Below are 22678 nucleotides of genomic sequence, written 5' to 3'. Positions count from 1 at the left end.
GTAGAAGACACCTGACTATAAACTAAAAACCTATGCCACAAACAATTCTCAAGGAAATTCTCAATCAGCTTGATAGTTTAGAACAAGATGAACTACAGCAACTTAATCAAGCCATCCAAATATGTCTGACTGATAAAGCACAAGTTAATCAAATCACAAACTTTCATCAAGCACTGTTAAGTTCTGGTTTGGTGAAACAAATTAAACAACCTGCTGACAGTAAACAACATGAAAGAAAACTTATTCAGGCACAAGGAAACCCCGTTTCTCGAACTATTATTGAGGAACGTCGCTAAATGTCTGTTTATTTTTTAGATAGCAGCGCCTTAGTTAAACGCTACGTTGCGGAAATAGGTTCAGGTTGGGTTGTTAGCTTGTGCAATCCTACGTTAAAAAATGATGTATTTATTGCTGCTATTACTGCTGTAGAGATTACTGCGGCAATTAGTAGAAGAACGAGGGCTGGAAGTATTAATATTCAAGATGCTACAATGGTCTACCATCAGTTAAAAAATGATATCGAATCTGAATATCAAGTGATAGAAATTACAGACAATATCATTAATTCAGGAATGAGATTAGCTGAAAAATATTGTTTACGCGGCTATGATGCAGTTCAATTAGCTGCTGCTGAGTCCATAAATACCCTTTGCATTGCAAATGGTTTACCTCAATTAACTTTTGTATCTGCTGATAAAGAATTGAATATAGCCGCTGTCAGTGCAGGTTTGCTTGTGAAAAATCCTCACAACTATTCTTCAACCTAAACCATGCTCTTGATATTTATTATCAAAATAACAATATTTGTGACAATTACGCTAGAATTATTAAAGGTTCGTTACAGAATTGGCAAATCATCTCCACTTCTGTTAAAACGACCAAAAATAAGCTTCTTAATCTAAAAACCTTAAAGTTTACCCAAATCATCTATGACGCTCCCAATTCGTAACGTCGCCATTATCGCCCACGTTGACCACGGTAAAACCACCCTGGTTGACGCTCTCCTCAAACAGTCCGGCATTTTCCGCGAAGGCGAAGACGTTCCGGATTGTGTCATGGACTCCAATGATTTGGAAAGGGAACGAGGCATTACAATTCTTTCTAAAAATACAGCGGTTCGCTACAAAGAAACCCTGATTAATATTGTTGATACTCCTGGACACGCTGACTTCGGCGGAGAAGTAGAACGGGTACTCGGCATGGTAGACGGTTGTATTCTGATTGTTGATGCCAATGAAGGACCAATGCCCCAAACCCGCTTTGTCTTGAAAAAGGCTTTGGAAAAAGGTCTCCGTCCTATTGTTGTTATTAACAAGATTGACCGGGGACAAGCTGACCCCCACATTGCTGTTGATAAGGTCTTGGATCTGTTCTTAGAATTAGGTGCAGATGAAGACCAGTGTGACTTTAAATATTTGTTTGCTTCCGGTATGGCTGGTTTCGCTAAAGAAAGCTTAGAAGCAGAATCAGTAGATATGCAGCCGCTATTTAATGCCATTCTTCGCCACGTTCCTGCACCAGTGGGAGATCCTAACAAGCCTCTACAATTACAAGTTACCACCCTAGATTATTCAGAATATTTAGGCCGGATTGTCATTGGTAAAATCCACAATGGAACTATCCGCGCTGGACAACAAGCTGCTTTGGTAGTAGAAGATGGCAGCATTGTCAAGGGCAAAGTTACCAAGCTGATGGGGTTTGAAGGTTTAAAACGGATAGAGATGCAAGAAGCTACCGCAGGTTATATTGTGGCTGTAGCTGGTTTTGCTGATGCTTATATTGGCGAAACTATTACAGATCCTAATGAACCTCTGGCTCTGCCATTAATTAAGGTGGATGAACCAACTTTGCAAATGACCTTCTGGGTGAATGATTCACCTTTTGCTGGTCAAGAAGGTAAATTGGTAACATCTCGGCAAATCCGCGATCGCTTATACCGCGAATTAGAAACCAACGTAGCCTTGCGCGTTGAAGACACCGACTCTCCCGATAAATTCCTGGTTTCTGGTCGTGGTGAATTACACCTAGGCATCTTAATCGAAACCATGCGCCGTGAGGGTTTTGAGTTCCAAGTATCCCAACCTCAAGTAATTTACCGTACAGTTAACGGTCAAAATTGCGAACCTTTTGAACTTCTAGCATTAGATGTTCCCGCGGACGCAGTTGGTAGCTGTATTGAACGCTTAGGACAACGGAAAGCGGAAATGCAAGATATGCAGCCTGGTGGTGGCGATCGCACCCAACTAGAGTTTATCGTAGCAGCCCGTGGTTTAATCGGTTTCCGAGGTGAATTCATGCGAATGACTCGCGGTGAAGGCATCATGAACCACAGTTTCCTTGATTATCGTCCCCTTTGTGGTGATATTGAAGCCCGGAACAAAGGCGTTCTCATCTCCTTTGAAGAAGGTGTTTCTACTTCCTACGCGATGAAAAACTGTGAAGATAGAGGCGCGTTCTTTATCAGTGAAGGAACTAAGGTTTACAAAGGGATGATTATTGGTGAACATAATCGTCCCCAAGATTTGGAATTGAACGTTTGTAAAACGAAGCAGTTAACCAACCACCGTTCATCTGGTGGTGAAGAACTTACTCAGTTACAAACACCCATAGACATGAATTTGGAAAGAGCTTTGGAATACATTGCTCAAGATGAATTGGTGGAAGTTACACCTGAATCTATTCGTCTTCGGAAGATGTCCAAGAAATTGGTGAAACGTTAATATCTGTAGGGGTGGGGTTTCCCACCCTGATTAAATTTATAAACTCATATAAATCAGGTAAATCACACAAATCATAGTTAAGAAATTGCACTTCTGACTAAAATTACGGTACTATCAACACCAGATGCGATTGCTTCGGGAATATTACCTTGAATTGCTTGTTGTAATAATCCCTCACGAGAAGCACCCAAAACTACAACGTCGAAATCTTCAGTTTTGACTAATTCAATGACTCCAGCGGTAACAGATTCAGCTTGCAAAGATGCAGCGACAACATTACTTTGTAAATTGCGGTGACGCATTAATTGACGAGTAGATTCCTCTAAAACCGTCATATCTGGTGCAACTTCCCCAGGTTTAACTACCTGAGTTAAGCGGATTTCTATGTCGTTTTCCAAAGTTACTAAAGCAGGTAATAATTTAATGGCAATAGGTGCATTTGGTCCTCCAGCCATTGGTATTAACCAGCGTTTAAATTGCTGGTAGGAATGGAAATTATTGCCTAATTTGACCAAGACAACATCACAGTTTGCTTGACGAATTATAGTATCTACTACGCTGCCAAAAATCCTGCCAGGGGTAGATGTATTTCCCTTCCAACCCATGAAAATTAAGTCTATATATCGTTCCTTGGTAGTTTCTAAAATAGCTTGGGCGATATCATGGGCGACACGAATTTGGGTATGAATGGGAATATTGAGTTTTTTGGCTAAACCTTCGGCTTGTCGGAGTAAGCGGCGACTTTTGGCGGTGTTAACTGGGGTTTCCGCCGGAGAAACATGACGGGATACTAAGATGATTTGTAAACATTCTATTTCATAATGGCGATCGCGGGCGATAGCAGCAGCCATTTCTAATAAAGCCGGGGCGGTTTCCGGGTTAGCGATAGTAACTAATAACCTCCCTCTCCCAATACTAGGGGAACGAGTTTGATAAACTAAATAAGAAGGTTCTGCTTGGGGACCTGTCACCCCATTTTCGCCATTCAAATGATCTGCTTCGGCGCGAATAATATCGGCACGGGTAATAATCCCAATTAATTTTTTTCCATCTACTACGGGTAAACGGCTAATTTGATATCTATCTAATAAATAGAGAACATGACTTAATCTATCTGCTGGTGTCACCGTCACCGGTTTGGGTGTCATAATTTCTTTTAAAATAGTTTCATGGGGGAAGAGATGATCACGGATTTTCTGTAAATCTGTTTGGGAAACTAAGCCCACTAATTTATTATTTTCGACTACAGGAAAACCGCGATGATGGGAACGAGAAAAGGCTTTAATAACTTCATCTCCTGTCATTTTTGATTCTAAAGTTTCCACTATGCGCTGCATGACATCCTTAGCAGTTAATTGAGTTAATATCCCTTCCGTTGGACTATCTTTTTTAATAATGATGCCATTTAATTTTAAAAGTTTGTCATAGAGTGAACCGGGAACAACCTTCTCAGCAACTAAATAAGATGTTACAGATACCACCATTAAAGGTAAGACTAAATTAAAATCTGTCGTCATTTCAAAAACAATCACAATTGCAGTAATGGGAACTTTGGAAACCGCGCTAAAAAATCCCCCCATTCCCGCTAATGCGTAGGTAGTCGGTGAACCAAATCCAAATACTTGCAATTCACATACGCCAATAATATGTCCTAAACAAGAACCTAAAATTAAACTTGGTGCAAATAATCCTCCTGGTGCGCCCGAACCAAAGGCAATTAATGTTAAAATAAATTGGGCAATAAAGACAATTCCCGCTAAAGGAATATTTGGTTCACTAGCAATCATAAACTCTCGCAAACCTGTATTATCCCGAAAAGTTTCTGGCAACAAAGACATAATCAAACCAGAAGCCAAACCAGCTAAAGCCACTCGTAAAGGTAAACTAATATGTAACCGACGATAAGCTTGAATAGTGAAAATTAATCCCTGATTAAATAAAGCTGCTAATAAACCCGCTAAAATTCCTAAAATTAATAAAGCCGGAATTTCTAATAGGGAAAAACTGCTAGAATAGTCAATTAGTTTTAAGTCTAATTGCAGACTCCCACCACCTAACCACCGGGAAATTACACCACCAATAAAAGCAGCAATAATTGCCGTTCCTAAAGTTAAACCTGATAGATCTTGTAATAACTCTTCAATAATAAATAATACCCCGGCTAAAGGCGCATTAAAAGCCGCTGCTAAACCCGCCCCAGCCCCCGCTGCAATCATTTGGCGACGATGATCTGGAGAGGTGGGAACTAAACGACTCATACCCGCTGCTAACCCCGCACCAACCTGGACTGTAGGTCCCTGTCTACCCAAGGTTAACCCCGAACCCAAGGCGATTATCGAACTGATTAACTTGACAAAAGCCACTCTCCATGATAGTTTAATTGGCACATTTGCCAAAGCAGCTTTAACTTGGGGAATGCCACTACCAGCCGCTTCTGGTGCTAATCTCTGCACTAACCAACCAGAAAGAAACCCCAAACTTAGGCCAATAAATGGTAGAGATATCCAGGCTGGGAAAATGTGAGTTGTATGCACTCGCCATGTTCCCAACCACCCTGAACCTTGTTTGAGTAATACCGCAGATAAAGCGGCTACTATCCCAATTATAGAAGCTTCTGCTATAGCTAATCCCTTTCTAGGTTGCCAAAAGTTCCGAAAATACTGGGTTAGCAATGGCAGGGAAATCATAATTTTTAAGTTTTAATTTTTAATCTTTAAATTTTAATTTAAAACTAACTCTTTCTTGAGTTTTTTAGATGGGTATCTTATTTAGCATATTAAATATTTTTACTGAGGAGCTTGGATGAGAGAAGACGGTAAAATTATTGAAAATACTCTTGACAAGTTTTCGAGTTTCAGTTATTGTTTAAGTATAGTGAAAATCTGTGCGCCCATATATATAGGGGTTTGCTTTTCCAAAAGTATTTTTGTCAGAATCAGGATACTCAGGATTTTAGGATTTACAGGATGTGGGTTTCAAGTATAATGATCAATTATGATTCATAAATAAAATCTGCTAAACAATTACCTAATTTTAAATTTTCTATACTTTTAAAATCACTATCATAAGTAAATAAAATTAAATCATGTTGAATTGCTGTAGCTGCAATCCAAATATCATTAGTAGGTATAGGTTTTCCTTTCTTTCGCAATTGAGAATAAATGAGAGCATAATATTCTGATGTTTTCTCATTTACAGGAAATATTTTGACTCTAGGAGATTCCATAAATTTTTCTAATTCATAACGATTTAGTTCTAATTTATTTCCTAATGCAAAACCTCCTAGTAATTCTCCAAGGATGATAGAATTGATGGCAATAATATCTACATTTCCAATTATTGAAACTGCTTCATTTTGATTACGTTTAAAAGCAGTATAAGCATTGGTATCTAGTAAGATTGATTTTATTGCCATAATTGTTGATCTATTTCATTAAATTGTTCAGTATTAAGTAAAAATTCAGTTTCATCTTCTTTTGTCCATGTTCCAGCAAGATAATCTAAATCATGGTAAGGATAAGAATTAGAAAGGTTTTTTTCTGCTGTTTCCAAGGTTTCTGATGGTATATTTTGGGGTGAGAAAATCCCATTTTTTACACTATTTATTTTATCTGTAAATTCTTTTATCCATTGATAAAGGTTATCTAGCTCTTGTTCTGGTATTCTGTCAATTTCTGCTTGAATAAGTTTTTTTACTGTCATAAGTAATACTCCTGCTGGCAATTTATTATATTATATCTAAATGATGTCCAGGATTTGAGGATTTACAGGATGTTGTTGGATGATTTTTTGTGGGGAGTTGGTGATTTTTTTGTCTGAATCAAGATGTCCAGGATTTGAGGATTTACAGGATGTTGTTGGATGATTTTTGGTGGGGAGTTGGTGATTTTTTTGTCTGAATCAGGATTTCCAGGATTTGAGGATTTACAGGATGTTATTGGATGATTTTTGGTGGGGAGTTGGGGATTTTTTTGTCTGAATCAGGATGTCCAGGATTTGAGGATTTATAGGATGTTATTGGATTATTTTTGGTGGGAGTTGGTGATTTTATTTGTCTGAATCAGGATTTCCAGGATTTGAGGATTTACAGGATGTTATTGGATAATTTTTGGTGGAAGTTGGTGATTTTTTTGTCTGAATCAGGATTTCCAGGATTTGAGGATTTACAGGATGTTATTGGATGATTTTTGGTGGGGAGTTGGGGATTTTTCTGTCTGAATCAGGATGTCCAGGATTTGAGGATTGATAGGATGTTGTTGGATGATTTTTTGTGGGGAGTTGATGATTTTATTTGTCTGAATCAGGATTTCCAGGATTTGAGGATTTACAGGATGTTATTGGATAATTTTTGGTGGAAGTTGGTGATTTTTTTTGTCTGAATCAGGATTTCCAGGATTTGAGGATTTACAGGATGTTATTGGATGATTTTTGGTGGGGAGTTGGGGATTTTTTTGTCTGAATCAGGATTTCCAGGATTTGAGGATTGATAGGATGTTGTTGGATGATTTTTTATGGGGAGTTGATGATTTTATTTTGTCTGATAGCGTAGCGTGGCGTTAGCCATATCAGGATTTCCAGGATTTGAGGATTGATAGGATGTTGTTGGATGATTTTTTGTGGGGAGTTGATGATTTTATTTTGTCTGATAGCGTAGCGTGGCGTTAGCCATATCAGGATTTCCAGGATTTGAGGATTTACAGGATGTGATTGGATGATTTTTGGTGGGAACTTGGGGATTTTTCAGAATGTTTTTGAATGATTGTTTTTGAATAATTTAAGCCATCCATAAACTACTATCCTGTTAATCCTTTAATCCCGGTTATCCTGATATGGCTAACGCCACGCTACGCTATCAGACAAATGCAATTTTCATCACCAACAAACCATCTATAAATTACTATCCTGTTAATCCTTTAATCCCGGTTATCCTGATATGGCTAACGCCACGCTACGCTATCAGACAAATGCAATTTTCATCACCAACAAACCATCTATAAATTACTATCCTGTTAATCCTTTAATCCTGGTTATCCTGATATGGCTAACGCCACGCTACGCTATCAGACAAATGCAATTTTCATCACCAACAAACCATCTATAAATTACTATCCTGTTAATCCTTTAATCCTGGTTATCCTGATTCTGACAAATGCAATTTTCATCACCAAACAAACCATCTATAAATTACCATCCTGTACATCCTTTAATCCTGATTATCCTGATTCTGACAAATGCAATTTTCATCACCAAACAAACCATCTATAAATTACCATCCTGTACATCCTTTAATCCTGATTATCCTGATTCTGACAAATACAACTTTCATCACCAAACAAACCATCTATAAATTACTATCCTGTTAATCCTTTAATCCTGGTTATCCTGATTCTGACAAATACAACTTTCATCACCAAACAAACCATCTATAAATTACTATCCTGTTAATCCTTTAATCCTGGTTATCCTGATTCAGACAAATGGAATTTTCATCACCAACAAACCATCTATAAATTACATCCTCTACATCCTTTAATCCTGGATATCCTGATTCTGACAAATGCAATTTTCATCACCAAACAAACCATCTATAAACTACCATCCTGTTAATCCTTTAATCCTGGTTATCCTGATTCTGACAAATGCAATTTTCATCACCAAACAAACCAGCTATAAATTACCATCCTGAAAATCCTTTAATCCTGGTTATCCTGATTCAGACTTAATATTTTTCTGTAACCCTTAAATGTTACAGTCTACAAGTCTCGACGCGAGAGAAGAACCTCATTCCTCAACCATTCTACCATCTTCTTTCCCTCCCCATAATCCACTAAAAATCTCCATAATGCTAAACAAGGGAGGTGGCCTTCTGGTGCTTTCTTGTCAAAAGTAATATCTATGTAGTACAACCAGTCGCCTCCTTTTCTCCATCCTACCTTGTCCCCGAACTTCTTCCAGATGTCTGAGTTATATCCTCTCGTTCCACCAAAACCTTGATAAATGCGTTTTTGCACAGAAAAACTAAAACGCCCATCACTGTATTTTACCCACAATTGGTCAATGGTGCGGAGGTCTTCACAGGGAAAATTATCAATATGTTCATCATCTAACCAACCTTCCTTTTCCCGTTTCGCAACCGCAAACATTACCCGTTTTGTTTCCTCGTCTGCTTCCTTCCATTTCTCTTGTGCGAGGTAGTCACGCAGTTTCCTGTAGTCCATTCCACAGGATGATTTTAATTGTATCTCTTGGTTATTTCCATTAATAACTAAACCCAAATTTTCCCGAAACTCCAACACCGTCGGAGTCCGTTTTTCCGGTTCTATTTCCATACCCTGCAAAATAGCATCATTCACCCTCTGACTAATGCGAGAATTATAATGTTTTGGTGCGGGTAAAGGTTCATCATCATATTTCCGGTTTTGTGCGGGTACGGGACTAAATTCACCCTCTTTGTTGAGTCCGTCAGCCGTGAGCAGATAATATAAAGTAGCAGCCAAAGCATAAACATCGGTATGGGGTCCAAAACTCCCTTTGCGACGATATTGTTCAATAGGTGCATAACCTTCTGTAAAAGAAGCCGTCATGCTTTTAGTTGCAATACTGCGAGTTAAACCAAAATCAATTAAAACCGCTTCTTGTTTATTTTGGCGTAAAAGAATATTTGCTGGTTTAATGTCCCGGTGTAAACTCCCTTTGGCGTGAATATATTCTAAAGCCTGACCAATTTGATCTATATATAATAGTGCTTCGCTTTCGGCAAGTTGTCCGTTTTGTCGAAGATATTGAAATAAAGTTACTCCATCAATATATTCCATCACCACGCCAAAAAGCTCACCTGATTGAATGACTTCATGGACTTTGAGAATATGCTGATGATCAAAACCTTTAATTGTCAAGGCCTCGTTAATAAACTTAACTTGTTGTTCGGCAAAGTCCTCTCGCAATTGCATTTGCTGGTTGAGGGTTTTAATGGCGTATAATTTACCCGTGCTGGGTTCTAAGGCTTTGTAGGTAGTTCCAAAACCACCGCTACCCAAGGGTTTACCCTGAATGATAAATCTACCGTTATTAATTTGTTGCCCTGGTTGCCAAATAATCATACCCTTGATAGTAGATACGGTGGAGATGAATCTAATTATATCATTGCGTTAGATCCCCGACTTCTTCAAGAAGTCGGGGATCTGGGATGTTATAATATTAACTATTTTTCCCAGTAATTGATAGTCCTTCTACTATCAGAGATGGTGTATAACAAGAACCATTCCAATCCGCATCTCCACCTAGTTGCACTACTTGTTTCAGGGCTGTGTAGACATTCCCTGCCACCATCGTATCTTTTACCCTGCCAATTATTTGACCATTTTTGACCCGATATCCCAAATCCACATTGATGGAAAAATCACCTGATAGTCCGCTACAACTACCTAACATTTGATCGATAATTAAGCCATCATCCATCTTGCTAATTAAGTCTAAGAGGGAAAGATCACCGGGTTGAATGAGGAAGTTAAATAGCCCTGGTGTGGGATAACTACCTAAACCGGGACGAAAACCATTACCAGTGCTACCGATGTTTAATTGTCGTCCAGTGGTGCGATCGCTATAAAAATTCCGTAAAATCCCATTTTCGATAAATACTAATGACTGGGTAGGTTGACCTTCATCATCAAAGGGACAACTATAGGGACCGGCTTTTGGGTTTTGGTAAAGGGTCAGGGTGGGGGCAATAACTGGTTTACCCAACCTATCTGCCCAGGGAGAAGCTTTTTCCAAGATGTGCTTACCATTCAAAGCTGATTGCACAGTTCCCCACAGCATATCTGCTGCTTTAGAAGTGAACAATACAGGACAGCGACCACTGGGACTAGGAATGTTATCTTTAGCCCAATTTAATCGCTGTAAAATTTGATTGGCTACTTTCTCTGGATTGAGTTGATCGCGTTGGGTTTGACCATCAGCAACACTGAGAAAATCATCACCTCTGACCCATTCTGCTGACATATAGCAGCTAAGAGTAGTGTCAGTGTGGTGAGAATTTAAACCCTTGCTGTTAATGAGTTTGGTGTTTTCTATATCGCATTCCCAGTCACTATGACAAAGAATATCTGGATAGACATCACGAATTAGGGCGATCGCCTCCTTACCCCATTTAATCAACATTTCTACGGATACAGATGTGCCTAAATCGGGATAGGATTGCCCGGCATGAGTCCCTAATTCTACTATTTCTGGTGGATTTAATTGACTCAGTGCCAAAGATTTTTCCACCATAGCTTGGGGATCAACATCGCCATAAGCCACCGCCAAACCGGGACAACCATCCCGCCATAGCCGCAGGGCTGTCCCCTCAGCTTGACTGGTTTCTAGTTGTTTGAGACGGTTGGCTTCAAAAAAAACTGGTCGAGAAAGCGATCGTGATTGATACACTTCCGCAGCCTCAGCACCAGACTTGAAGGCAAGTTCTAGCAGTTGTTCCGCCAATGTATCTTGTAACAAATTTTCAGAACCCATGTCCCTTTATGAATTATGGATTTTGGATATAAATCGCTTAATCGTCGCAGTCTATTATCCCATTAGCGTGTCATCAACTTACCAAATTCCAAATAATGGACAACTGACCACTGACAACGGACCACTGACAAATTAGGGCAAATTGATTTCTTGTAATAGCCAAAATCCCGCAAAATCTTGAGATTGAGGATCAGACTGGACACCAATAAAATGCACCCCATTAGCTTGTTCCTTAGCTACAGTAAAGGCCTGTGCTTCTGCTAAAAGTTCGGGAGTGCGGATATTAGCCACAACCCAACTTTCCGTAGCCCCCGTTTCTAAAATCAGGCGATTTCCTTGCTTAGTGTCAAAGTGCAAATAAGCCATTTCTAAACCAGACATCCAACCTGCTATGGGTAAAGCCCTGGGTGAGAAAATCAAAATTCCCGGAATCCGAGTTTCTGGGCGTAATTCCGCCAACTCTAGGGGAAAAGCTTCACCAAAACCAATTTCCCAATCCGGCATTTGAGCCAAATCACTAGCCTCTAATGTCACAAAAGCCCATTGTTTTCCTTCTAAAGCATCTGGTAAACGTTGAGGTAAGGGCTTATCCAAACGCACAGAAGGATTGGCTACTCCCTGATATCCCGGTTCTTGGGGGTAGACTTCCTTCATGCGCTGCTGTATCCACTGATTAAGAACCAAAGTCCGCCGACTTGGTACAGCGGGTACTCCCACATCTTCACAGGATTTTGTAATCATGTTATTCATTTGGCGGCGGAAAAAGCGGATTTTGGTGGGGGAAGCACCGGCTTCTTCTATCGCTTCCTGGATTGCTGTCCGTAGCCAACCCGAATTTACCTGGGTACTTGGGCAATATTTAGCATAGCGAAACAGAGAATCCGTTTGTGTACCAATATCTACAGGACTTTCACACACTAACATTTCCCATACTTTTTTCTGATTTTCGTCCAAAATCGGACGGGAGTAAAAATCGAGTTCCCAATACATTTTTCTCTGGCTGCCCATGTTTTAGTGGTAAAAATCTGATGACTTGATATTTTGTGATTTCCTAACTTTACCAACTTACAGGAGCATTGGTAATTGGTAATTGGTAATTGGTAATTGGTAATTGGGAAAATTATTCCCTGTTCCCTGTTCCCTAGTCATACAGCGGTTTCCGCTCTTATGAGGTACAAAGTTGAATTATGAAACTCTTGTAGTGCGGGCATACTATGGCTAACGCCACGCTGCGCTATCGACAAGCTCAGTACAAGTCTTGCCCGCTAGATAACCTCATAACACCGGGAAGTGCTGTAACGACAATTTTTAACGCCAACCTACTTAATTTTGATCCTGATTTTTGAATTCATCAAACTTAGCCCGAACCACCTGTATATCTTGCCACATTAACCATTTAGGCTTTCCTTGTTCCCGTGAAGGGTTACGCAACAAGTAAGAGGGATGAAAAATAGGCATACATAAACGCCCTTCCCACTCTAACCATTGACCGCGAATTTTAGTAATCGGGCGTTTGTCACCAATGACACCTTTCACCGAAGTTGCACCTGTTAATAAGATAATTTTGGGGTCAACTAGGCGAATCTGCTCAAATAAATATGGTTTACAAGCAGCAGCTTCTTCATTAGTTGGTACACGGTTTTCCGGTGGTCTACACTTGCAAATATTGGCAATATATATATCTTTTTCTGTACTTAAATTTACTGAAGCTAAGATACTTTCTAGTAATTGTCCTGATCTACCTACAAATGGTAAACCTGTTTCATCCTCATTTTTTCCCGGTGCTTCCCCAATAATCATAATTTCCGCTTGGAGATTACCACGGCCGACCACAGCATGAGTCCGGTTTTCACTTAATGCACAACGCTGACAGCCATTGCAATGTTTTGTCAATTCCTCTACATTGTCATAAGTTCCCGGCGGAATGGGAATTTTATTACTGGTAGTAATTAGCTCTTTTTGGTTTAAGCTAGAGTTATCAAATAAACTAAGTTGAGTTTCATGCTGCATGGAATTTAGAATGGTAACTGGAAACTCCAGAATATTAACGCAAATATTACCCCATCCTATCAATTAATAGACAGAATTAGATTGGGGCTTTGTCTACCCTTTTTTCCAGACAGCACACTCTCATTAATCAAGTTTTAAAGCATTAACTGGCACATCATCCCAAGATCTAACTATCCTTAATTTGGCAATCCAGCCCTCTGCCTTTTGAGAGTTTGTGAGATTAGTCTTAAACGACTCATGACAATCCTTAGCCTGAGATTCATCACAAGAGGCAATACAGGCGTGAATCAGCCCAGAAGGATCAATTTGTTCATTTACCCAAATATTCATAGTTTATACTTTGAAAATATCGTGTTAAAACCGCCATCTTTAATTTTATAATGTTTGTTGAATTTATGTACAAGAATAGTTAACAGGGAAAGAAGCGTGATAGATATAGATATGGAAATACCTGATTGTCAAAATCAAATATTAGTCCTATATTTAACCGAGTATTTAATATCACCAGTTCCTCCCAATTCCTTCCTAATCCCATGAGTGCAGAAATTATTTGCGTTGGTACAGAAATGCTGCTAGGAGATATCCTCAACAGCAATGCCCAATATCTTGCCCAGCAGTTAGCACAGTTAGGCATTCCTCACTACTATCAAACCGTCGTCGGGGATAATCCAGACAGACTCAAAGAAGTGATCGAAATTGCCGCTTCCAGAGTACAAATTCTCATTTTTACCGGTGGTTTAGGCCCCACACCCGATGATCTCACCTGCGAAACTATCGCTGATTTTTTTGGCGCACCTTTAATAGAACGAGCCGATATTGTCGAAGATATAACCGAAAAATTTGCCCAACGCGGACGAGTAATGTCTGCCAATAATCGCAAACAAGCCTTAATTCCCCAAGGTGCAGAAATTTTACCCAACCCCACAGGAACAGCACCAGGTATTATTTGGCAACCTCGTCCGGGATTAACTATTTTTACCTTCCCTGGTGTTCCCAGCGAAATGTATCGAATGTGGACAGAAACCGCCGTACCTTTTCTGAAAAGTCAAGGTTGGGGAAAAGAAATTATTTATAGTCGCAGTTTAAGATTTTGGGGAATTGGAGAATCTGCTTTAGCCGAAAAAGTAGCCCCCTACTTTAATTTAACTAATCCCACCGTAGCCCCCTATGCAGGCAAGGGAGAGGTCAGACTGCGAATTTCTGCCAAAGCCACAGACGCAACAACCGCAGAAGCTTTAATTACACCCATTGAAAAACAACTCATAGAAATTGCTGGCTTAGATTATTACGGCATTGATAATGACACCCTCGCTGCTGTTGTTGGTAATTTATTAAAGTCTGCGGGAGAAACCCTATCTGTCGCTGAATCTTGCACCGGTGGGGGACTGGGGCAAATGTTAACAGAAACTTCCGGTAGTTCTGATTACTTTTGGGGTGGAGTAATTTCCTACGCCAATTCCGTAAAAATTGGACTATTAGGAGTCAAACCAGAGGATTTAGAGGAATTTGGGGCAGTAAGTGCGACAGTAGCTGAACAAATGGCTATTGGTGTTAAAAATCGGCTCTCAACTACTTGGGGATTAAGTATTACAGGCATTGCTGGACCGACCGGGGGAACCCAAACCAAACCAGTGGGTTTAGTCTATATTGGTTTGGCTGGTCCTGGCAACGAAGTAATCAGTTTTGAACATCGCTTCGGAACAATTCGGGGACGGTCTTTAATTCGTTATGTGAGTGCAAATGCAGCTTTGGATAATCTGCGGCGACAGTTGCAAAAAAGGCTAGTACCGCAGGGCGGAAGTCAAAAGTCAAAAGTCAAAAGTCAAAACTAATATACAGTAGACTTTTTGGCGATTGAATATGGTTGCTTTATTTACGCCGTGATGTACTAGTACCGCAAGCCGGAATTAAAAATTAAAACACCAGATTACACAGTCCTTGTATCTGCTCAGTAAATGGGGGCGGACTACCTATTCGGGAACGATTTTACGCCATTTGAGGCTTGTCATTGAACGATTTACCCCGAATTATTGAGCGGTTACCAGTCCTTTTCCCTATTTTTAATGATGCCTTACTTGCGATTCAGATGTCTCTTTTATACTGATTTTCCATGACTCAATATTTATACTTTGTGACAGTTTCATCCAGATAATGCTTGACAATAGCTAATGAAGAGGGTAAGGTTATGACGGTTATAGAGTTAAACTTTTGACGCAGAGATTCATAAAACATCGGGGTAAGTGGTAAACTCAGCGGCTTTAGCCCTGAAAGTATCAATATTAGTAGTTTGTTTCATTTTCAAGTTTTTTAATGGACTTATAATAAAGAATGGCACCAAATTAAAGGCAGAAAAATTCCAATTCTTATCTTCTCATCAACGAGAATCAATATTTAACAAAAACTCATACAGAGTTAAATAGTGATAGCGTATCTACTATTACAACTAAAACAATGTCAAATCATAAGAGTTCTCTAAAATCTTCTTTGCATTCAATGCAGGCTGTTATGCCTTCTGAAGTTAGTGATACTTTATATCATAAACTAACTACTTTGTCTGTAATCACCGAGTTTTTTCCTCCAGACTATGCTGCAACCGGACAGTTGATTGAAGAACTAGTGAAACAGCTTGAGAAACAAGGAATCATGATTAGAGTATTTACTGGACAACCAGGGTACGCTTTTACTACGGCTAAAGCCCCAGCCTTAGAGCAATTAGGCAACATTCGCGTCCAAAGATCCCGATCTACTCAGCTTTGGTCTAAGAGGATTCGCGGGAAGGCTGTGAATGGTGTTTTATTTACATTGCGGACTTTTCTCCATATTATCAAGAATGCTCGCAAAAATGATGTATTTCTATTAACTTCAGCACCTCCTTTTTTATCAATAGCCGGATATTTCGCTCATTTGTTATTAAGATTTCCCTATATATGCTTAATTTATGATCTATATCCAGATATTGCGATCGCTTTAGGAGTAGTTTCCAAAAAGCACTGGTTAGCTAAGTTTTGGTGGGCAGTCAACCGCCAGATTAGACAGTGATAGTCTATCTAAGTTTATTCTCAACTTAAAGAGCGATCGCCAACTTGCAGAAAAAATGGGTAATGCCTCCCGCGAATATTTGCAGTCAAACTTTACGCCAGAAATCATCGCTAAACAATACATCAATGTGTTAGAACAAGCTATAATTTGAAATGTCACTCCAGCGTTATCAACGTCAGTGTGTGAACAAATTCAGTAATTTTTAGACAACTTAGTTAACAAAATTTAATACCTCAGACGATGTTGAATCAGGAGTTGGGCTTTGATGGTCTTTTTGATCTCAGTCCCTCCCATGCAACCTTCTTACGATCTATTGTTTAGTTAGTGATCAGGGGGCTAAAGTGCAGAAAAGGTGTGAGCGAAATCGGAAACGTTCCCAACGCAGGGCTATCCATTGTCCCATACATGGCTGCTATATAGATAGTGTTAGCCAAAAACACGGGCTATTTGCCGAACAAGCCGGACAACTACAAGAGCGGGGTATTGCTCGTCGAGAAGCGATGATTTTAGTCGCCAATAAAACTACAGTTTCTTTAACTGGTGAGTGGTTAGAGGCTTTTTGGTGCGAAGAGTGCCAGGAAACAAAATGGTATCATGTGCATAAGCATGGATCTAAATATGAAATATCTCTTGCCCCAGCCGAACTTTGGCAACAAGCAACAGGTGTAATTCATCCCCATCGTAATCCTTCTGTGGGAGAATTTACCTACAGACAATCTCGGATGCTTGGGGGTAACAGTGTTAAAGACTTCTGGGTAATGAATTGATATTGATATGAAAAAAGCTCTCATTTGTGGGGTATCTGGACAAGATGGCGCATATTTAGCAGAATTACTGCTAAAACAAGGCTACACAGTCTGTGGAACTTCCAGAGATGCCCAAATCTCCCCTTTCCAGAATTTAGTCCACTTAGGAATTAAAGACCAAGTAAAGCTAGAGTCAATGTCCTTGACTGACTTCCGTAGCGTCTTACAGGTACTGACAAAAATCCAACCAGATGAAGTCTATAATTTGGCCGGACAAACTTCCGTCGGTTTATCTTTTGGACAACCTGTAGAAACATTAGAAAGTATAGCTACAGGCACACTAAATTTATTAGAAGCCATTCGGTTTTTAGGCGCGACCATTAAACTTTATAATGCAGGTTCGAGTGAATGTTTTGGTGATACTGGCAATGTAGCAGCAGCAGAAAATACTCCATTCCGTCCCAGAAGTCCTTATGCTGTAGCTAAAGCCGCTGCTTTTTGGGAAGTAGCTAACTACCGAGAAGCTTACGGATTATTTGCCTGTTCTGGCATTTTATTTAATCATGAATCTCCCCTGCGTCCAGAAAGATTTGTCACTCAAAAAATTATTGCTACTGCCTGTCGCATTGCCCAAGGTAGTAAGGAAAAATTATATTTAGGTAATATGTCAATTCAGCGGGACTGGGGTTGGGCGCAAGAATATGTGGAAGCCATGTATTTAATGTTGCAACAATCACAGCCAGATGATTATGTAATTGCAACGGGAGAAAGCACTTCCCTGGAAGATTTTGTCGCGGCAGCATTTCTATCTTTAAACTTAGATTGGCATGATCATGTAGTAGTTGATAGTAGCCTGTTCAGACCTACAGATTTGGCTGTGGGTAGAGGTAATCCGAGTAAGGCTAAGAACCAGTTAGGATGGGAAGCTAGATATAAAATGCAGGATGTGGTGAAAATGATGGTAGACGCGAGATTAGAATCATGAAAAAAATCTGATCCAGTCGGGAACTTTTGCTAAAATAGTTAGGTGAAACATCGCTGAGATTAAAATCAAACATCAATATTTAAACTGTAATTGAGTAAGTAAAATGCCACCTACACAAGCAAATGGCGAAATTTATGAACAAGATTATCCGGAGTGGTTGGATATTACCCTTACCCAACTGCAAAATCGGGATTTAGAAAATATTGACTGGGAACATTTGATTGAGGAAATCACTGCATTGGGAAACGAACAAAGGCGTAAAGTAGAAAGTTACTTGAGACAACTTATTAAGCATTTACTTCTTTATCAATATTGGGAAGCAGAGAGATTCTATTGTGCCAAAGGATGGATTGAAGAAATTGATAATTTTAGGTCTGAATTAGATTTATTATTAGAGTCTAAAGTTCTTTATAATCATTGTGAAAAAATCATAGATAAAATTTACACCAAAGCTAGAAATAATACAATTCGTAAATCTGAACTATCTCCAACAATATTCCCGGAAACTTGTCCTTATTCTTTAACAGAAATTCTCAATCCTGAATGGTTGCCATCATAATATTTTTTATGTTTATAAACTTAGCCAAAACATTAAGCAAAATTAAGGTTATAAGAAATGGCTTATAGTGACTTTACTCTAGAGAGAATCACTAAAATATTTGGCATTAATATTGAAGAAAGAACAAATGTTTTCACTGCTTTCGACCAGTTAACAGTTGATGCTTTTTTTATCAAATACTTACAAAATAATATTCCCTTAGCTCAAGCAATTAGTACAGAGAAAGCCAAATCAGAAATGATTATTGCCCCTGTTTTAATTGAAGTAAGAAGATTATTAGATAATAAAATTAGTTTATTCTCAGGAATTGATTTTAATGTTAATATTGAGCAAGGTTTAAATGGATTTTGCGATTTCTTAATCGGTTTATCATCTCAACAGTTATATGTAACATCTCCTGTGATTGCTTTGGTGGAGGCGAAAAATGATAATCTTAAACAAGGATTCGCTCAATGTATTGCCGAAATGATTGCTGCTGCTCAATTAAATCAATCGGAGGGAAATAATGTTGAAAATATTTATGGTTGTGTTACCAATGGCAATCAATGGGTGTTTTTGCAATTAACTGGTAATCTAGTGGTAGTTGATTTAGATGAGTATTATATAAATCAACCAGAAAAAATTATTAGTGTATTTGTGAGTCTAATTAAGTCAGAGTTCAATCGGAAGCAAATCTAGTTTTTGAAAGGAATTAGATAAACCTAACTGCTATTGAAAAACAGAAAACTACGAGTTAATTCCGGGGTTTTCAGCCTATGTTCTTATAAAATACAAGATGTCGTGAAAATGATGGTAAATATGAGGTTAGCTAGATCAGAGTCATGAAAGAAACCACTTCTCCACCAGAACTAATAATTGAAGCAGGGCGGACAGAAAAGCAATACTGGCAAGATTTATGGCGATATAGAGAACTATTTTACTTCCTAGCTTGGCGAGATATTTTAGTTAGATATAAACAAACAGCCATTGGGATTGTTTGGGCGCTAATTCGCCCTTTTTTGACAATGGTAGTATTTACAGTAGTATTTGGGCAATTGGCAAAATTACCTTCTGAAGGTGCGCCCTATCCAATTCTTGTATTTTCCGCCATGTTACCTTGGCAGTTCTTTTCCAATTCCCTCTCAGAGTGTAGTAATAGTTTAATTACCAATGCCAATTTACTATCAAAAGTCTATTTTCCCAGATTGGTAGTACCTACTAGCGCGGTAGTAGTTAGCTTTGTGGATTTTATGATTTCTGGGATAATTTTATTGGCTTTAATGGCTTGGTATAACTTTGTTCCCACTTGGCGAATTTTAACTTTGCCCTTGTTTGTTGGTGTTGCCTTTGCTGCTTCAATGGGTGCAGGATTATGGTTGGCTTCCTTGAATGTGCAGTATCGAGATTTCCGGTTTATTGTCCCATTTGTTGTCCAGTTTGGTTTATATATCTCACCCGTAGGATTTAGTAGCACTATAGTTCCTGAAAAGTGGCGGTTTCTCTACTCCTTAAATCCAATGGTGGGAGTAATTGATGGTTTTAGATGGGCAATTTTGGGCGGTAACTCCCAGTTATATTTACCAGGTTTTATTCTCTCTATGGCTCTAGTTGTTTTACTATTAGTGAGTGGAATTTGGTATTTTCGGAAGATGGAACGAACGTTTGCAGATGTTATTTAAGATCATTTGCTAGAATGGAAAAGTTATTTTCACTGATATTTTCTGTCTGAATTCTCTCTCTAAGAACAAGATTTCATGGTTATGTCAGTGATAATCAATCTATAGTTGAATCTTGGCAACAGTGATTAAATACAGGAGATAATTAACAATGTATCAAAGCGATGTGTATAACAAACCCAGCTATGAGCCATTACCTCCTCAACAAACACTGCCAACCATGTATGATTTACCTAGCGAAGATCCAGAGGAGCCAGGGTTGCCAGACGAATTTCACCTTTTACAACCAGAATTATTGCGTAGCACTTTTCGTCCACCTTCTTATGCAGAAGATAATGTATTTACAGGTAGTGACTTAAATTTATACTATGACAGCAAGCATACACAATGGTACAAACGCCCTGATTGGTTTGCAGTTTTGGGGGTATCCCGTTTTTATGAACAAACAGAATTAAGATTAAGCTATGTTACTTGGTATGAAGGAACATACCCCTTTGTGGTAGTAGAATTAATATCTCCAGGAACAGAAAACGAAGACTTAGGCAGAAATTTACGGGAAGTTAATCAACCTCCTAATAAATGGACAGTATATGAGCAAATTCTCAGAATCCCCTATTATTTTGTCTATAACCGTTATACTAATGAATTTAACTGTTTTGGTTTGGTAATGAACCGTTATCAACCGCTCTCTATTAATGGATTAGGAGTATGGCTAGAAGAAGCTGAATTGGGTTTAGGATTATGGGAGGGAGAATATCAAGGACTAACTAGACAGTGGTTACGTTGGTATGATAAAGAGAATAATTGGTTGCCTACTCCAGAAGAACGAGAAAAACAGCGGGCAGAACAGGAAAAGCAACGGGCAGAACAGGAAAAACAACGGGCAGAACAGGAAAAGCAACGGGCAGACTCTGCTGAATTAGAAGTAGCTAAATTACGACAATTGTTATTAGAACAAGGTATCAGCTTACCTAATGATCAATAGGGTTGAAAAATTGTCCGGTACAAAGGTAATCATTACTAATTTTATGTCTAAATCACCTCTCTACGAAACAGATCTCATGGATTGGTTAACTCAACAAAAATTAGCCTTAGCTAGTCGAGATATAACAGCTTTGGATTGGGAGAACTTGGCAGAAGAGTTAGATAGTATGGGCATTAGTGAAAAAAATGAGTTAAAAAATCGGTTAATAATTTTATTAACTCATTTGCTAAAATGGCAATACCAATCTTCTAAACGTTCTATTAGTTGGTTTACCACCATTGCCAACCAAAGAGATGATTTACAAGATATACTCAATGAAAAACCAAGTTTGAAACAATACATTCCTGATATTTTACCCAAAGCTTATCGAAATGCGAGAAGAGAAGCATCAGCAGAAACAGGTTTAGTATTAAGTACGTTTTCAGAAATTTGTCCTTATGATATACAAGAAATATTAAATCCTGAATTCTTGTGTAACACTACAGATGATTTTGAAAAAGCTATGTAGTGAGCTAATCAATCATGTATCAGATAAATCCACCATTATCTTTCCCTGAAACTTGTCCTTATTCTTTAAGAGAAATTCTCAATCCTGAATGGTTTCCATCATAATAGTTATTACAGCAGATTTCGCTCTAATGAGGTACAAACTTGAACCATGAAACTATTGTAGTGCGGGCATACTTCGACAAGCTCAGTACAAGTCTTGCCCGCTGGATATGTACCTCATAACACCGGAAAGTGCTGTATGATGTTTATAAACTCAGCTAAATATGAACGAAAAATACAATAGTGCCAAAGAATGGCGTAAAGCAAATTACCGAAAACTAAAACAATATCGTGGAGAATGGATTATTTACACTAAGGATGGTGTAATAGCTCATCACCAAGATTATAGAATCATGACACAGCAAATTGACCTTCAGAACTTAAAATCTTCTGACTACATCACTGAACGGATCTACGAGAACGAATTTGTTGAGCCAGTGAAGTTTTTCCCAGTGCGTTTTAGAACAGTCAAAAAACATGATTGGCAGCCAAAATACGAAGTCTGTCTAACTTTTCAAAATTCTAAACTCCTGGAAATGCTTGTAGATTCTGGTTCAGATCTTAGCCTAATTACATTTTATTTAGGCACAGACTTAGGATATGCCCTTTCTCAAGGAGAAGTTCTGAGTAATGGAGAAGGAGTAGGGGGGAGTGTACAATATGTACTCCGACAAGTTGAAATGCAGATTGACAATTATACCTTTTCTGCTCCTGTTGCCTGGTTACAAAATGAGGATTGCCAAGAAGTTTTATTGGGTAGGGAAGTTGTGTTTGATTTATTTGATATTGAATTTAAACAAGCTGAGGAGAAAATCCTATTCAAATATAGGGGATAACTACTGGCAACTTATAAAATAAGTGTGTTATAAGTGAGCTAATAATATACTATAGGTGGGTAATTTGGCTACTTCTATAATTA

At 38.8% G+C, this 22678-nt stretch carries 22 protein-coding genes and 1 pseudogene; 15 read left to right on the top strand and 8 right to left on the bottom strand.

Annotated elements, in window-relative coordinates; all coding sequences use genetic code 11:
* The first annotated feature begins 32 nt into the window (after positions 1 to 32).
* The 3 genes from BMF77_RS16110 to typA all read left to right on the top strand — a co-directional run bounded on the left by BMF77_RS16110 (position 33) and on the right by typA (position 2720).
* Positions 33 to 296 (top strand): hypothetical protein, encoded by a 264-nt coding sequence (locus tag BMF77_RS16110; protein ID WP_148764176.1) that lies wholly within the window; start codon positions 33 to 35, stop codon positions 294 to 296.
* On the top strand, positions 297 to 767 hold the full coding sequence (locus BMF77_RS16105; RefSeq protein WP_148764174.1) for a type II toxin-antitoxin system VapC family toxin: 471 nt from the start codon (positions 297 to 299) through the stop codon (positions 765 to 767).
* Positions 768 to 929: 162 nt separating this feature from the next.
* Complete coding sequence (gene typA, locus BMF77_RS16100; protein ID WP_015080476.1) at positions 930 to 2720, top strand: translational GTPase TypA; 1791 nt, start codon at positions 930 to 932, stop codon at positions 2718 to 2720.
* Between the two features lie 77 nt (positions 2721 to 2797).
* Here typA and BMF77_RS16095 read toward each other — a convergent pair whose 3' ends face one another.
* The 3 genes from BMF77_RS16095 to BMF77_RS16085 form a co-directional block, all read right to left on the bottom strand.
* Positions 2798 to 5407 (bottom strand): chloride channel protein, encoded by a 2610-nt coding sequence (locus tag BMF77_RS16095; RefSeq protein ID WP_210422210.1) that lies wholly within the window; start codon positions 5405 to 5407, stop codon positions 2798 to 2800.
* 305 nt (positions 5408 to 5712) lie between these two features.
* The gene (locus tag BMF77_RS16090) at positions 5713 to 6135 is read right to left on the bottom strand and encodes a type II toxin-antitoxin system VapC family toxin (RefSeq protein WP_148764172.1); all 423 of its coding nucleotides are present in this window, start codon (positions 6133 to 6135) and stop codon (positions 5713 to 5715) included.
* Positions 6126 to 6422 carry a hypothetical protein gene (locus BMF77_RS16085; RefSeq protein WP_148764170.1) on the bottom strand — a complete coding sequence of 99 codons (297 nt, stop codon included), beginning with the start codon at positions 6420 to 6422 and terminating at the stop codon, positions 6126 to 6128. Before BMF77_RS16085 ends, BMF77_RS16090 begins: the two co-directional genes overlap by 10 nt.
* A 1335-nt stretch (positions 6423 to 7757) precedes the next feature.
* Between BMF77_RS16085 and BMF77_RS16080 the strand changes: the two genes are divergently transcribed.
* The gene (locus BMF77_RS16080) at positions 7758 to 7985 is read left to right on the top strand and encodes a hypothetical protein (protein ID WP_148764168.1); all 228 of its coding nucleotides are present in this window, start codon (positions 7758 to 7760) and stop codon (positions 7983 to 7985) included.
* Between the two features lie 488 nt (positions 7986 to 8473).
* Here BMF77_RS16080 and BMF77_RS16075 read toward each other — a convergent pair whose 3' ends face one another.
* The 5 genes from BMF77_RS16075 to BMF77_RS16055 all read right to left on the bottom strand — a co-directional run bounded on the left by BMF77_RS16075 (position 8474) and on the right by BMF77_RS16055 (position 13571).
* The gene (locus tag BMF77_RS16075; protein WP_148764166.1) at positions 8474 to 9820 is read right to left on the bottom strand and encodes a serine/threonine-protein kinase; all 1347 of its coding nucleotides are present in this window, start codon (positions 9818 to 9820) and stop codon (positions 8474 to 8476) included.
* Positions 9821 to 9917: 97 nt separating this feature from the next.
* The gene (locus BMF77_RS16070; RefSeq protein ID WP_148764164.1) at positions 9918 to 11231 is read right to left on the bottom strand and encodes a TldD/PmbA family protein; all 1314 of its coding nucleotides are present in this window, start codon (positions 11229 to 11231) and stop codon (positions 9918 to 9920) included.
* Between the two features lie 132 nt (positions 11232 to 11363).
* Positions 11364 to 12221, bottom strand: coding sequence for a Tab2/Atab2 family RNA-binding protein (locus tag BMF77_RS16065; protein ID WP_371735121.1), 858 nt, complete (start codon positions 12219 to 12221; stop codon positions 11364 to 11366).
* Positions 12222 to 12554: 333 nt separating this feature from the next.
* Positions 12555 to 13241, bottom strand: coding sequence for a uracil-DNA glycosylase family protein (locus BMF77_RS16060; RefSeq protein ID WP_148764160.1), 687 nt, complete (start codon positions 13239 to 13241; stop codon positions 12555 to 12557).
* Positions 13242 to 13364: 123 nt separating this feature from the next.
* On the bottom strand, positions 13365 to 13571 hold the full coding sequence (locus BMF77_RS16055; protein WP_148764158.1) for a glycogen debranching protein: 207 nt from the start codon (positions 13569 to 13571) through the stop codon (positions 13365 to 13367).
* Between the two features lie 203 nt (positions 13572 to 13774).
* Between BMF77_RS16055 and BMF77_RS16050 the strand changes: the two genes are divergently transcribed.
* The 11 genes and pseudogenes from BMF77_RS16050 to BMF77_RS16000 all read left to right on the top strand — a co-directional run bounded on the left by BMF77_RS16050 (position 13775) and on the right by BMF77_RS16000 (position 22595).
* Positions 13775 to 15073, top strand: coding sequence for a competence/damage-inducible protein A (locus BMF77_RS16050; RefSeq protein WP_148767029.1), 1299 nt, complete (start codon positions 13775 to 13777; stop codon positions 15071 to 15073).
* A 661-nt stretch (positions 15074 to 15734) separates the two neighbouring features.
* A pseudogene (locus tag BMF77_RS16045) lies at positions 15735 to 16271 on the top strand (glycosyltransferase WbuB); the annotation flags it as partial.
* A 64-nt stretch (positions 16272 to 16335) separates the two neighbouring features.
* A complete protein-coding gene (locus BMF77_RS29035) occupies positions 16336 to 16431 on the top strand; it encodes a glycosyltransferase family 4 protein (RefSeq protein ID WP_148764156.1) in 96 nt (31 codons plus the stop codon).
* A 190-nt stretch (positions 16432 to 16621) separates the two neighbouring features.
* Entirely contained in the window at positions 16622 to 17047 is a 426-nt protein-coding gene (locus tag BMF77_RS16035; RefSeq protein WP_148764154.1) for a hypothetical protein, read from the top strand.
* A 7-nt stretch (positions 17048 to 17054) separates the two neighbouring features.
* Complete coding sequence (locus BMF77_RS16030; protein WP_148764152.1) at positions 17055 to 18011, top strand: GDP-mannose 4,6-dehydratase; 957 nt, start codon at positions 17055 to 17057, stop codon at positions 18009 to 18011.
* Between the two features lie 103 nt (positions 18012 to 18114).
* Positions 18115 to 18570: a DUF29 domain-containing protein gene (locus BMF77_RS16025; protein WP_148764150.1), complete on the top strand. Its 456-nt coding sequence runs from the start codon at positions 18115 to 18117 to the stop codon at positions 18568 to 18570.
* Between the two features lie 57 nt (positions 18571 to 18627).
* Positions 18628 to 19248: a hypothetical protein gene (locus BMF77_RS16020; protein ID WP_015080489.1), complete on the top strand. Its 621-nt coding sequence runs from the start codon at positions 18628 to 18630 to the stop codon at positions 19246 to 19248.
* Positions 19249 to 19391: 143 nt separating this feature from the next.
* Positions 19392 to 20228 carry an ABC transporter permease gene (locus BMF77_RS16015; protein ID WP_148764148.1) on the top strand — a complete coding sequence of 279 codons (837 nt, stop codon included), beginning with the start codon at positions 19392 to 19394 and terminating at the stop codon, positions 20226 to 20228.
* Positions 20229 to 20376: 148 nt separating this feature from the next.
* Positions 20377 to 21210: a Uma2 family endonuclease gene (locus tag BMF77_RS16010; RefSeq protein WP_015080491.1), complete on the top strand. Its 834-nt coding sequence runs from the start codon at positions 20377 to 20379 to the stop codon at positions 21208 to 21210.
* A 43-nt stretch (positions 21211 to 21253) separates the two neighbouring features.
* A complete protein-coding gene (locus BMF77_RS16005) occupies positions 21254 to 21718 on the top strand; it encodes a DUF29 domain-containing protein (RefSeq protein ID WP_148764146.1) in 465 nt (154 codons plus the stop codon).
* A 265-nt stretch (positions 21719 to 21983) separates the two neighbouring features.
* A complete protein-coding gene (locus tag BMF77_RS16000) occupies positions 21984 to 22595 on the top strand; it encodes a retropepsin-like aspartic protease (RefSeq protein ID WP_148764144.1) in 612 nt (203 codons plus the stop codon).
* The last annotated feature ends 83 nt before the right edge of the window (positions 22596 to 22678 follow it).

The sequence above is a fragment of the Dolichospermum sp. UHCC 0315A genome, from assembly GCF_008121535.1.
GTDB classification, from domain to species: domain Bacteria; phylum Cyanobacteriota; class Cyanobacteriia; order Cyanobacteriales; family Nostocaceae; genus Dolichospermum; species Dolichospermum lemmermannii.
This window is presented reverse-complemented; position numbering and strand designations above follow the sequence as displayed.

What these genes read in the sequence shown, in the direction of transcription:
- BMF77_RS16110 (WP_148764176.1), top strand. Translation starts at nt 33, where the DNA reads ATGCCACAAACAATTCTCAAGGAAATTCTCAATCAGCTTGATAGTTTA.
- BMF77_RS16105 (WP_148764174.1), top strand. Translation starts at nt 297, where the DNA reads ATGTCTGTTTATTTTTTAGATAGCAGCGCCTTAGTTAAACGCTACGTT.
- typA (WP_015080476.1), top strand. Translation starts at nt 930, where the DNA reads ATGACGCTCCCAATTCGTAACGTCGCCATTATCGCCCACGTTGACCAC.
- BMF77_RS16095 (WP_210422210.1), bottom strand. Translation starts at nt 5,407, where the DNA reads ATGATTTCCCTGCCATTGCTAACCCAGTATTTTCGGAACTTTTGGCAA.
- BMF77_RS16090 (WP_148764172.1), bottom strand. Translation starts at nt 6,135, where the DNA reads ATGGCAATAAAATCAATCTTACTAGATACCAATGCTTATACTGCTTTT.
- BMF77_RS16085 (WP_148764170.1), bottom strand. Translation starts at nt 6,422, where the DNA reads ATGACAGTAAAAAAACTTATTCAAGCAGAAATTGACAGAATACCAGAA.
- BMF77_RS16080 (WP_148764168.1), top strand. Translation starts at nt 7,758, where the DNA reads ATGGCTAACGCCACGCTACGCTATCAGACAAATGCAATTTTCATCACC.
- BMF77_RS16075 (WP_148764166.1), bottom strand. Translation starts at nt 9,820, where the DNA reads ATGATTATTTGGCAACCAGGGCAACAAATTAATAACGGTAGATTTATC.
- BMF77_RS16070 (WP_148764164.1), bottom strand. Translation starts at nt 11,231, where the DNA reads ATGGGTTCTGAAAATTTGTTACAAGATACATTGGCGGAACAACTGCTA.
- BMF77_RS16065 (WP_371735121.1), bottom strand. Translation starts at nt 12,221, where the DNA reads ATGTATTGGGAACTCGATTTTTACTCCCGTCCGATTTTGGACGAAAAT.
- BMF77_RS16060 (WP_148764160.1), bottom strand. Translation starts at nt 13,241, where the DNA reads ATGCAGCATGAAACTCAACTTAGTTTATTTGATAACTCTAGCTTAAAC.
- BMF77_RS16055 (WP_148764158.1), bottom strand. Translation starts at nt 13,571, where the DNA reads ATGAATATTTGGGTAAATGAACAAATTGATCCTTCTGGGCTGATTCAC.
- BMF77_RS16050 (WP_148767029.1), top strand. Translation starts at nt 13,775, where the DNA reads ATGAGTGCAGAAATTATTTGCGTTGGTACAGAAATGCTGCTAGGAGAT.
- BMF77_RS29035 (WP_148764156.1), top strand. Translation starts at nt 16,336, where the DNA reads ATGGGTAATGCCTCCCGCGAATATTTGCAGTCAAACTTTACGCCAGAA.
- BMF77_RS16030 (WP_148764152.1), top strand. Translation starts at nt 17,055, where the DNA reads ATGAAAAAAGCTCTCATTTGTGGGGTATCTGGACAAGATGGCGCATAT.
- BMF77_RS16025 (WP_148764150.1), top strand. Translation starts at nt 18,115, where the DNA reads ATGCCACCTACACAAGCAAATGGCGAAATTTATGAACAAGATTATCCG.
- BMF77_RS16020 (WP_015080489.1), top strand. Translation starts at nt 18,628, where the DNA reads ATGGCTTATAGTGACTTTACTCTAGAGAGAATCACTAAAATATTTGGC.
- BMF77_RS16015 (WP_148764148.1), top strand. Translation starts at nt 19,392, where the DNA reads ATGAAAGAAACCACTTCTCCACCAGAACTAATAATTGAAGCAGGGCGG.
- BMF77_RS16010 (WP_015080491.1), top strand. Translation starts at nt 20,377, where the DNA reads ATGTATCAAAGCGATGTGTATAACAAACCCAGCTATGAGCCATTACCT.
- BMF77_RS16005 (WP_148764146.1), top strand. Translation starts at nt 21,254, where the DNA reads ATGTCTAAATCACCTCTCTACGAAACAGATCTCATGGATTGGTTAACT.
- BMF77_RS16000 (WP_148764144.1), top strand. Translation starts at nt 21,984, where the DNA reads ATGAACGAAAAATACAATAGTGCCAAAGAATGGCGTAAAGCAAATTAC.